11 protein-coding genes are annotated in these 10,474 nt (G+C 36.2%); 5 read left to right on the top strand and 6 right to left on the bottom strand.

The window, feature by feature from the left end:
• Window positions 1-208 precede the first annotated feature (208 nt).
• Window positions 209-1,828, top strand: coding sequence for an ABC-F family ATP-binding cassette domain-containing protein (locus tag V7122_RS12185; protein ID WP_335347497.1), 1,620 nt, complete (start codon window positions 209-211; stop codon window positions 1,826-1,828).
• A gap of 56 nt (window positions 1,829-1,884) precedes the next feature.
• Here the strand turns inward: V7122_RS12185 and V7122_RS12180 are convergent, their stop codons facing one another.
• Window positions 1,885-2,022, bottom strand: coding sequence for a YuzL family protein (locus V7122_RS12180; protein WP_335347498.1), 138 nt, complete (start codon window positions 2,020-2,022; stop codon window positions 1,885-1,887).
• A 116-nt stretch (window positions 2,023-2,138) separates the two neighbouring features.
• Here V7122_RS12180 and V7122_RS12175 point away from each other — a divergent pair, with 116 nt between their 5' ends.
• Entirely contained in the window at window positions 2,139-2,381 is a 243-nt protein-coding gene (locus V7122_RS12175; protein ID WP_335347499.1) for a YkuS family protein, read from the top strand.
• Between the two features lie 80 nt (window positions 2,382-2,461).
• Here the strand turns inward: V7122_RS12175 and V7122_RS12170 are convergent, their stop codons facing one another.
• Window positions 2,462-3,397, bottom strand: a complete 936-nt coding sequence (locus V7122_RS12170) for a helix-turn-helix transcriptional regulator (protein ID WP_335355526.1) — start codon at window positions 3,395-3,397, stop codon at window positions 2,462-2,464.
• Between the two features lie 116 nt (window positions 3,398-3,513).
• Between V7122_RS12170 and modA the strand changes: the two genes are divergently transcribed.
• Together modA and modB are read left to right on the top strand one after the other, a co-directional pair.
• The gene (gene modA, locus V7122_RS12165) at window positions 3,514-4,335 is read left to right on the top strand and encodes a molybdate ABC transporter substrate-binding protein (RefSeq protein WP_438824065.1); all 822 of its coding nucleotides are present in this window, start codon (window positions 3,514-3,516) and stop codon (window positions 4,333-4,335) included.
• Between the two features lie 194 nt (window positions 4,336-4,529).
• Window positions 4,530-5,183 (top strand): molybdate ABC transporter permease subunit, encoded by a 654-nt coding sequence (gene modB / locus V7122_RS12160; protein WP_335347501.1) that lies wholly within the window; start codon window positions 4,530-4,532, stop codon window positions 5,181-5,183.
• Window positions 5,184-5,201: 18 nt separating this feature from the next.
• Here modB and V7122_RS12155 read toward each other — a convergent pair whose 3' ends face one another.
• Together V7122_RS12155 and V7122_RS12150 are read right to left on the bottom strand one after the other, a co-directional pair.
• Entirely contained in the window at window positions 5,202-6,356 is a 1,155-nt protein-coding gene (locus V7122_RS12155; protein ID WP_335347502.1) for a D-alanyl-D-alanine carboxypeptidase family protein, read from the bottom strand.
• Window positions 6,357-7,008: 652 nt separating this feature from the next.
• Complete coding sequence (locus V7122_RS12150; protein WP_335355556.1) at window positions 7,009-7,476, bottom strand: hypothetical protein; 468 nt, start codon at window positions 7,474-7,476, stop codon at window positions 7,009-7,011.
• A gap of 206 nt (window positions 7,477-7,682) precedes the next feature.
• On the opposite strand from V7122_RS12150, the gene V7122_RS12145 reads away from it, so the two are divergent.
• Window positions 7,683-8,135: a hypothetical protein gene (locus tag V7122_RS12145; RefSeq protein WP_335348338.1), complete on the top strand. Its 453-nt coding sequence runs from the start codon at window positions 7,683-7,685 to the stop codon at window positions 8,133-8,135.
• 39 nt (window positions 8,136-8,174) lie between these two features.
• On the opposite strand, the gene nadE is transcribed toward V7122_RS12145, so the two are convergent.
• The gene (gene nadE / locus V7122_RS12140; RefSeq protein ID WP_335526966.1) at window positions 8,175-8,996 is read right to left on the bottom strand and encodes an ammonia-dependent NAD(+) synthetase; all 822 of its coding nucleotides are present in this window, start codon (window positions 8,994-8,996) and stop codon (window positions 8,175-8,177) included.
• A 47-nt stretch (window positions 8,997-9,043) separates the two neighbouring features.
• Entirely contained in the window at window positions 9,044-10,471 is a 1,428-nt protein-coding gene (locus V7122_RS12135; RefSeq protein WP_335491058.1) for a nicotinate phosphoribosyltransferase, read from the bottom strand.
• Window positions 10,472-10,474: the final 3 nt, after the last annotated feature.

Genomic DNA, 10,474 nt, shown 5'->3' with positions numbered 1-10,474 from the left:
ATGAAAAGTCTAAAATTTTTTTCATAGAATTTAGCTGAAATGATCTACTTTATGTATTCTATATTTTATGCTCATTTCCTGTATTTTTTCGTAAAATTTAATTTATTTTTTTCTTGTCAAAACTGCCCTGTTTATTAAAGAAATTAGCGATTGTTCAAAAAAAGTGGTATAATTTTATAGATTATGTTTTCTGGAGGAATTTAAATAAATGATAACAGTTAGTAATGTAAGTCTTCGTTACGGAGATCGTAAACTATTTGAAGACGTTAATATTAAATTTACACCTGGAAATTGCTACGGATTAATCGGTGCGAACGGCGCGGGTAAGTCAACTTTTTTAAAGATTTTATCTGGGGAAATTGAATCACAAACAGGAACTGTCCATTTAGGTCCTGGTGAGCGTTTAGCCGTATTAAAGCAAAACCACTTTGAATATGAAGAGTTTGAAGCTTTAAAGGTAGTCATCATGGGACATGCAAGACTATACGAGGTCATGCAGGAAAAAGATGCCATCTATATGAAGGCTGACTTTACTGACGAAGATGGTATGAAGGCTGCAGAGCTTGAAGGAGAATTTGCTGAGCTTAATGGCTGGGAGGCAGAGTCTGAGGCAGCGATTCTTTTAAAAGGATTAGGCATTGGTGAAGACCTGCACACGAAAAAAATGGCTGACCTTTCTGGTGGAGAAAAAGTAAAGGTATTGCTTGCACAAGCTTTATTTGGCAAACCAGATGTTCTCCTTTTGGATGAGCCAACAAACCACTTGGACATTAAGGCGATTCAGTGGTTGGAAGAATTCTTAATTAACTTTGAAAATACAGTCATTGTCGTATCCCATGACCGTCACTTCCTAAATAAAGTGTGTACACATATTGCTGACCTTGATTTCAGTAAAATTCAAATTTATGTCGGGAACTATGATTTCTGGTATGAATCAAGCCAGCTTGCACTTCGCATGGCTTCGGATCAAAACAAAAAGAAAGAAGAAAAAATTAAAGAGCTGCAAGCATTTATTGCCCGTTTTAGTGCAAACGCATCTAAATCAAAGCAGGCTACTTCCCGTAAGAAGCTGCTTGATAAGATTTCCTTAGACGATATTAAGCCATCTTCAAGACGTTACCCTTATGTTGGGTTTACTCCGGAGAGAGAAATTGGAAATGATTTGCTTCGTGTTGAAGGAATTAGTAAGACAATTGATGGTGTTAAGGTGCTTGATAATGTAAGCTTTATTATGAATAAAGATGATAAGATTGCATTTGTTGGAACGAATGAACTTGCGAAGACAACTCTTTTCAAGATTTTAATGGGTGAACTTGAAGCTGATAGTGGTTCTTATAAATGGGGAGTTACAACTTCACAGGCTTATTTTCCAAAGGACAACTCTGACTACTTTGAAAATAGTGAATTAAATCTTGTTGACTGGCTTCGTCAATTCTCCCCTAACGATCAAAGTGAAAGCTTCTTAAGAGGATTTCTCGGCAGAATGCTATTCTCAGGCGAAGAAGTGTTAAAGAAAGCAAGTGTCCTATCTGGAGGAGAAAAAGTTCGTTGCATGCTGTCAAAAATGATGTTAAGCGGCGCGAACGTACTATTGCTTGATGAACCAACAAACCATTTGGATTTAGAATCAATTACAGCTTTAAATAATGGGTTAATCAATTATAAGGGCTCACTCATTTTCTCATCTCATGACCATCAATTTATTCAAACGATTGCAAACAGAATTATTGAATTGACACCAAATGGCTATGTTGATAAGCAAATGACGTATGATGAGTATTTAGAGAACACTGAATTACAGAAACAAGTTGCTGAAATGTACAAATAATATTATGGACAGGATGGAACCTTAATGGCACCATCCTGTTTTTTACTATGTACCTTTTAATAATCCTGTTTTTTCTTTTTGTGAATTGTAGAATCAGATGTTCTTTCACCTGTTTCTATATTGGTTGTTCCCTGCCCTTTTACTTCCGGGGAGCTTAATCCAGCTTTAGATGGATCCTTTTTTCTTTTCGACATGATGGTCTCACCTCCCTTCTTACTGTTTCTTCTCTCCTGCATAATTATTCCCAAAAACGACAGAATAAAAATTAGGTAAAAAAGCCAATCTATCAACGGAGGAGGTGTAATAAATAATGAAAAAAATTGCGGTAGAACAATCGTTAACGAATGTTTCTGATGCACTTCGTGAAAAGGGATATGATGTAGTGGACTTAAAGTCTGCTGCTGATGCAGAAAATTGTTCCGCCTGTGTAGTAACAGGAATGGACAATAACTTTATGGGCATGCATGACATAGTAACAAAAGCCCCTGTTATTGAGGCAAGCGGACTGTCAGCTGATGAGGTTTGCCAGCAGGTTGAGCAAAGATTACAATAATTATTTCAGTTAATACAAAAGAGGCTGTTCTTTTAGGTGATTGTTGTTGCCTTTGCTTAAGACCAGCCTCTTTCTTTCATTTAAAAGGTTTCAAAAATAACCTTTCCCGTTTCACTTAAATCATAATCTCCCATCATTCCTAGCTCCTTTTTAATTTCATTGGATGAAAGAATTTCTTTGATTTTTTGAATAACCTCTCTATTTACATCCGTTTTTAAGAGGACTAAATCGTATCTCTCTTTTATTAAGGGGATGAAATCTACACCAACTATTTTTGCTGCTTTTTCAATTCCTATTCCAATATCAGCCTTTTCTCCCCCAATAGCACCAGCAACAGTTAAGTGGCTTGTTTCCTCAAGATGATAGCCATTTACCTCTTTCGATCGAATACCATGGATTCGCAGCTGTTCATCCAATAGAACCCGTGCTCCCGATCCCTTTTCACGATTAATGATAGAGATATCCTCCCTATTTAAATCAGTCCAGCCAGTAATATTTTTAGGGTTTCCTTTTTGAACATAAAGACCTGCCCATCTTGAAAGGAAATTAATAACTATAAACGGAAACCCTGTTAATATTTTTTTTACGTAAGGAATATTGTAAGTCCCAGTATCTCCATCAAATAGGTGGAGACTCACTAAATCACATTGGTTATTATACATAGAAATGAGGCTATTTAGGCTGCCTGTATACAAACGAAGCGGTCTAATATCCTGCATTTCTTTTTCCAGCTGCTTGGCAAACAGATCCAAGGCCATATCTTGTCCGCTAATAACAAAAGTGCGAGGATTGACAATTTCTTGATTTTCTTTAGACGAATCAATAATTGGCTGATTCCCCTTATTCTTATTTCTTTCTTTATAGCTTTCAAGATCACTTGAATCCACTCTCATTTGTCTCCCGACACGAAAAGACGTTAATTCATTCTTTTTAATTAAATCATATACAGTTAATTTGGAGACCTTTAACAAAGAAGCTACTTCTTCTATCGTATAGGAAATATCGTGAATAGACATTTGATCAACCCTATCTTTTTTGAATTTTGGAAAATTTTACTGTTATAACTAATTATAATTAGTTATAATTAGTTATAACTAATTTGGTATAAACAAATTTAAGGGAGAGAAAAGTTATGAAAATAAAATTTACCTACGTAATAATGCTCTTATTATTACTAATGGCAGCTGGTTGTACAGCAGACAAGCCTACTGAACAATCTAATGAAAATAAAGTTAAACAAACTGAAAAAGAAGAAGAAAATATTGAGCTTACTATTTCAGCGGCTGCAAGTCTAGAAGATGCCCTTAATGAAATAAAGCCTCTTTTTGAAGAAAAAAATAAAAATATTAAGCTATTTTTTAACTTTGGTGGCTCTGGGGCTTTGCAAAAGCAAATCATCCAAGGCGCACCTGTAGACCTATTCTTTTCAGCAGCTGAGGATAAATATGATGAACTAGTTTCAAAAGGGATCATTGATGAAAACCAAGGTGTTGATAGGCTAGAAAACAAACTTGTCTTAATCATACCAAAAGAATCAAAAAATTCGATAGAAGGATTTAATGATCTTGCTAATCTTGGAAATGGAAAAGTAGCTTTAGGGACACCTGAGGCAGTACCAGCTGGAAATTATGGAAAACAAACACTTGAACATTTAGGTCTATGGGATCAAGTTCAGAGTAATATTGTATTTGCTAAAGATGTAAGACAAGTATTAACATATGTAGAAACGGGGAATGTCGAAGCGGGTCTTGTTTATAAGACAGATGCGTTAACATCTGATAAAGTGAAAGTAGTTGCGGAGGCAGATTCAGACAGCCATGACCCAATCGTTTACCCTGTTGGCATAATTAAAAATACAAAATATATGAAGGAAACAGAGCTTTTTTATCAATTTATTCAAGGAAAGGAATCTGAAGAGGTATTTGTTAAATATGGATTTAACTTTATTCAGTAAAAGTCTTCCACTTCTATAAGTGGGAAATGAATGCAAAAAAGGTATCTAATTCAGTGGAGGTTTAAATCCCAGCTGAATTAAGTTAAGCCTCCGGCGGATGCCTCAGATTTTTTAGAGGAAATTATCGAGCTTGCTCGATAAAAATCTGGGCTCAATTTCGCCAAGGCGAAATTGATTGTATTGGATTGATTATTATGGATGAATTATTTCTATCACCTGTTCAACTTTCTATTAAAGTATCATTAATTTCTTTACTTTTTGTTTTTGTTACGGGTACATTGCTAGCAAAATTTATGTTAGAAAAAAACTTTAAGGGCAAAGTGATAGTGGAAACAATTTTTATGCTTCCACTTGTCCTCCCTCCAACCGTAATTGGGTTTTTATTAATTATTATTTTCGGAAATTCAAGTCCTGTTGGCAGATGGATTCAATCTATCTTCAATCATCCAATGATGTTTACATGGTGGGCTGCCGTCATTGCATCATCCATTGTCGCCCTGCCGCTGATGTATCAATCTGCGAAAACAGGATTTTCTGAAGTGGACCGAGGAATTAAAGAGGCTGCTAGAGTGGATGGAGCTGGAGAATGGACAATTTTTTTCTTAATTACGATGCCCCTTGCCTATAAATCATTAATAACTGGAGCTATATTAAGCTTCGCGAGGGCACTTGGGGAATTTGGCGCCACGTTAATGTTTGCCGGAAATATTCCTGGGAAGACACAAACGATGTCAACTGCTATTTATATGTCTATCGAATCAGGAAATATGAATCTTGCATGGGCTCTTGTAGGGACAATGATTGTCATTTCCTTCATCATGCTATTGCTTGTTTCGATTTTCAAATAAGAAAGCGATAAACGAATTTTATCCGTTTATCGCTTTTCTTATTTTTCGTACTCCTATAATTAGGACTCCGATTATTAAAAGTACCATTGCAAATTTCCCATAGTATCCCATCGTTATATGATCAGTTTGATCCATAATATATGGAGGAGTATCAGTTTTTTCTTCCTTTTTTTCAACAAGAGCAATTGATTGAATGACATCTCCCTTATTATTTGTTAATTGTAACTGACCATTTGAAGTTACATTTTTTTGATAGAAAGCAGATGGGATTGTAATTAAAACATCGTTATTATCAGTTGTAAAAGTTTTTCCCGCTGTCTGAAAAACAGCAGATTTACTTATATAAGAATGTTTAAACTGTTCAAATCCATAATCAAACAACGCCTCTGTATCTTCATATACCAAGTTATCATTCATCCCTTTCAAAACTATGGCCGTCAGCTCCATCTTGTTCTGAAGAGCTGTTGATGCAAGTGTGAATTTAGACTCAGGTACATACCCAGTCTTTCCTCCGTTTACTGCTTCATAGGGGATTTCTCCCTTAAGCATCAAATGATGGGTTAAGATTGTAGTGTCCCATGACTTCCCCTTCCATGCCAGTTCCTTCGTTCCGTAAATTTCTCTAAAGGTATTATTTTGAAGTGCATAATTCGTTATTTTAGCTAAATCCTTTGCCGTTGTATAATGATTTTCATTGAAAAGACCGTGTGGATTTGTGAAGTGTGTATTCTTTACCTTTACTTTTGAAGATAGATATTGGTTTATTCTATCTTCATATCGGTCTCCATCAAGATGCTCAGCGATGGCAGCAGCTGCATCATTTCCTGAGTTGATTAACATGCCCTGGATTAGCTTTTTTAATGGAACTTGCTCCCCTTCCTCTAAAAATACACTTGTCCCATCCGTATTAGCCGCACCTTTACTTACAGTAACTAGGTCCTCAAGATTCCCATTTTCTATAGCGTAAATGGCTGTGGCAATTTTAGTTAAGCTGGCTGGAAACATTTTATTGTCAGCATTTTTTTGAAATAACACCGCCCCTGTCTCAGAATCTACAAGTATCGCTGACTCACTTTTGATCTCGGGGCTAGAAACCGAGGCTGCTTTCACTACATGAGCAGCTTGTATACATAAATATAAAATTATCAGTGTTGAAAGAAAAGTTTTATTCATAATATTCCCATCCATATGATCTTATTCTTGTCCATTTTTGATTGTATCAAAACTTATTATTAATAGGAGAAAAATCATGAAAATGTTACATAACTGTTAATTTCAACATAATTATTGAAAAAAAATCGAAAAAAAATAAGCAATCCATCAGGATTACTTATCCGTTAACTGCAGCCTCCTCCACAGCTTGAACAGCTTGAATTTCCTCCGGAATCGCCGCTGGAATTACTGCCTGAATCTTTTGATGAGCAGCTGCTGCAGCCATATCCATAACAAGATGATCCTCCTCCGCTCGCCTTTGCCTGCTTTATTGGAATTAGCGGATTCATATCATGTGGGAATACTTCTGGTGAATACATGGAGAAAAATACAGCAGCAGGAAGAAGTTTATAATATTCTTTGTCTGCATTTATACGTGAATAGGAGCATTCATTTTCGTTATTCTTCATTATTTCTGCTTGAGATATTTCCTGTTTCATTTTACTGATTAAGTATTTTTTAATTTCTATCCAATCTTCTGTTGCTCTGAAATATCTATCTAAAAGTTCATCTTCTGGAAGATTTTTAAAATCTTGAAGAATTTCTGGCTTTATCGGATGCCTTAAAAATCCGCCCCAAAGCAAACGGCTATTTGTAGAGGACTGAAATACACTTAAATAAACCCAATCAAAAAAAGCTCTTTCTCCGGGATCGGTTTTGAATCGATATTTGGTGTATGGTGTAAAAAACCTTTGTAAAACTTATGCGAAAACTTTTCATAATCCTTTGTAAACATAAGCATTTCATGCCAAATTTCGTCCACTCTCTCGCTAAACATCGGAACTGTTTTTAATAAACTGTTTAAAATAAAATATCTTTTCAACTCAAAATATGCCCATTCAAAATCGTGATCTGTCCAATTTGCGTTGTTTTGCAAAACACGAAGCTTTAATTGATTAACATTGGAGGAGGCTAAGGATGAGTGAAGGAGCTTTACGATATCCTTATCCCTAGGCTTTAAGATTCCTAGGTTTGCAGGAATCGGCTCATACTTTAGTTTAAATCTCCTTCTCTTTTTCCTGAGTTTTAAAAAGAAAAAAACAATCAGAACCCCAACCGCTAATAAGATAATGCCTTCCATATTCCATCCCCTTTCCGACATATGTATTAATTATATCTATATTATGTATAATTTTTACAGGTATTTCGGCTAAATCAGGAAGAATGTACTAGTCATTCCAAGTCTAATGAGGAATTATGAAGAAAAATAAATAATTTAGACAAGTTCTTCCCCCCTATCAGCATATCTATAATAATGGACAAACATTTAATGGGGGGAGAAAGCAAATGCCATTTTTGATTTTGAAAAAAAGAGCCATCATCATGTTTTTAGTTATCTTTGTAGCAGTAGCCTCTGCATCAATTTGGTTAATTGTTAACAAAGGTGCGATATCTGTATTTAACCAAGAGGCAAATGAGGAAGTTCGAGAAATTCATATGGTGACAGGAGAATTTAAAGCTAAGCTTCCAAATGGGAAAGAGATTGAGTCATACCGTTGGGACCCGGGAACGATTTTTGTGAAAGAAGGAGAAAAAGTAAATCTTATTATTTCAGGCGTGAATGGGGCTGAGCATCCATTTTCTATTGAAGGAACCGATATTAAAGGAATTGTGAAAAAAGGTGAGGATACGGTTGTCCCTCTCCATTTCAAAAAAGAAGGGATATATAGATTAATTTGTCATACCCATCATGGAAAAGAACAAAATGGACCGATGATCGCGTATATTGTGGTGGATTAAAAAAACAGCGTTAGGAATTTTCCTAACGCTGTTTATCCTTTATTTCCACCAATTGTCATGCATGCTTGCTGGCATTCTTCTTTTATGCTCAGACAAGAGATAGCGTCTCTCAATTTTATCAACTGCATCTTGGCTTACTTGTTTACCCTCGAGATAATCATCGAGTTCATCGTATGAGATCCCAAGTTCTGTTTCATCTGCCTGTCCCGGTTTTAGATCAAGAAGGTCTGCTGTTGGCACTTTTAAATAAAGCCTTTCATCGGCACCTAATTCCTTTAGAAGTGCTTTTCCTTGCCGTTTTGTTAGCCCGGTCAGCGGAGTGACATCTGCACCCCCATCGCCAAATTTCGTATAAAAGCCTGTGATGGCCTCTGCAGCATGGTCAGTGCCAATGACTAGCAACCCGCTCTCTCCGCCAAATGCATATTGGGCAATCATTCTCATTCTTGCCTTTACATTACCCTTCTGATAATCACTTAATGAGTTATTTATTACAATTGAGTTATATTCATGAAGAATGTCATCTACGGCTGATTTAATGTTAAATACATATTCCCGATCAGCTTTAATAAATGAAAGTGCCAGCTTTGCATCTTCTTCATCTCCTTGAACGCCATAAGGAAGGCGAACGGCGATAAACATGGCTTCATGGTCCTCTTTCCGTAACTCTTCTACTGCCAGCTGCGCCAGTTTCCCTGCAAGTGTTGAATCCTGCCCGCCGCTAATGCCAAGAACATAACCCTTCGCTCTTGTTTTTATTAAATATTCTTTTAAAAAAGTAATTCGATTTCTGACTTCTTCCTTTGGATCTATATGTGGATTGACATGCAATTTCTCCATTATTTCCTTTTGAATTGTCATTTTTCTTCCTCCCGCTTAACGATGCTGTCCCATTCCCCTGATCTTATTTAAAGCTTGTTCACTTTATCTTTTACTCTTCTAATATGCTCCATTTTATTATCCCAGCATTTCTGACTTAAGTCGACCGGATATTCTGCTGGATTTAATGAACGCCTGTTTTCCTCCCAAAGTAAAGATAGATTTTCTTTAACAAATTGTTGAATATCTGTCAGTTTAGGTATTGTGTACACTAGCTTACCGTTTACAAATATATCCTTATGCAGCTCTTTTGCTTCAAAATTAGAAATATACTTCTTTATATACGTGTGAACAGGATGGAACATTTTCAACCGTTTTTCTTCCTGTGGATTTTCGTCCTCTAAAGTAATATAGTCCCCTTCGGACTTTTGGTTCTCTTTATTAATAATCCGATATACCCTTTTCATTCCCGGTGTTGTCACCTTTTCTGGGTTTCCGCTGATCTTGATCGTATCGACCATTTGACCTGATTCGTTTTCAATAGAGACGAGCTTATAGACAGCACCTAAAGCAGCTTGGTCATAGGCGGTAATTAATTTAGTACCAATACCCCATGAATCTATTTTTGCCCCCTGCCCCTTTAAGTTTAAGATCGTATATTCATCCAGATCATTTGAGGCAACTATTTTGGCATTTGGAAAACCAGCTTCATCAAGCATTTTTCTCGCTTCCTTAGATAAATAGGCCAAGTCTCCACTATCTAGCCTAATACCTATAAAGTTTATTTGATCTCCGAGCTCCTTTGCGACTTTTATGGCATTTGGCACACCCGATTTCAATGTATCATACGTATCAACTAGAAAAACGCAATTTTTATGTCTTCTTGCATATTTATGGAAGGCAGTATATTCATCCTGGTAGGCTTGAACAAGTGCATGGGCATGTGTACCTGAAACAGGAATATTAAATTTCTTACCTGCTCTTACGTTAGATGTTGACTGAAATCCTCCTATGAAAGCAGCTCTTGCTCCCCAGATGGCTGCGTCCATTTCATGTGCTCTTCTAGATCCAAACTCCATCGCCGTTTCTTCGCCTAGTACTTCCTTAATCCGAGCAGCCTTTGTCGCAATTAACGTTTGATAATTAATGATGTTCAGAAGAGCCGTTTCGATTAATTGTGCCTGTGCAAGCGGTGCCTCGATTCTCATAAGCGGCTCATTTCCAAATACAAGTTCTCCTTCTGACATTGAACGAATGGAGCCTGTAAATGTAAGTGTTTTTAAATATTCAAGGAAATCCTCCCGATAACCTAATACGTCTCTTAAATATGTTATATCACTTTCAGAAAAATGGAATTGATTAATATATTCTATTACTCTTTCCAGTCCAGCAAAGACTCCATATCCATTATTAAAAGGAAGTTTACGGAAATATAAATCAAACACAGCCTTTTTATTATGAATTCCGTCTTCCCAATAGGTTTCTGCCATATTTATTTGGTATAAGTCAGTATGCAGAGT

Source organism: Bacillus sp. JJ1532, assembly GCF_036965085.1.
Classification (GTDB): Bacteria; Bacillota; Bacilli; order Bacillales; family Cytobacillaceae; genus Cytobacillus.
The sequence above is the reverse complement of the archived record's forward strand: the minus strand, read 5'-3'. Positions and strand labels throughout refer to the sequence as shown.

Excerpts from the sequence above, each read along its gene's own strand:
- V7122_RS12185 (WP_335347497.1), top strand. The coding sequence starts at position 209 with ATGATAACAGTTAGTAATGTAAGTCTTCGTTACGGAGATCGTAAACTA.
- modA (WP_438824065.1), top strand. The coding sequence starts at position 3,514 with ATGAAAATAAAATTTACCTACGTAATAATGCTCTTATTATTACTAATG.
- V7122_RS12170 (WP_335355526.1), bottom strand. The coding sequence starts at position 3,397 with ATGTCTATTCACGATATTTCCTATACGATAGAAGAAGTAGCTTCTTTG.
- nadE (WP_335526966.1), bottom strand. The coding sequence starts at position 8,996 with ATGACAATTCAAAAGGAAATAATGGAGAAATTGCATGTCAATCCACAT.
- V7122_RS12175 (WP_335347499.1), top strand. The coding sequence starts at position 2,139 with ATGAAAAAAATTGCGGTAGAACAATCGTTAACGAATGTTTCTGATGCA.
- V7122_RS12155 (WP_335347502.1), bottom strand. The coding sequence starts at position 6,356 with ATGAATAAAACTTTTCTTTCAACACTGATAATTTTATATTTATGTATA.
- V7122_RS12145 (WP_335348338.1), top strand. The coding sequence starts at position 7,683 with ATGCCATTTTTGATTTTGAAAAAAAGAGCCATCATCATGTTTTTAGTT.
- modB (WP_335347501.1), top strand. The coding sequence starts at position 4,530 with ATGGATGAATTATTTCTATCACCTGTTCAACTTTCTATTAAAGTATCA.
- V7122_RS12180 (WP_335347498.1), bottom strand. The coding sequence starts at position 2,022 with ATGTCGAAAAGAAAAAAGGATCCATCTAAAGCTGGATTAAGCTCCCCG.
- V7122_RS12150 (WP_335355556.1), bottom strand. The coding sequence starts at position 7,476 with ATGGAAGGCATTATCTTATTAGCGGTTGGGGTTCTGATTGTTTTTTTC.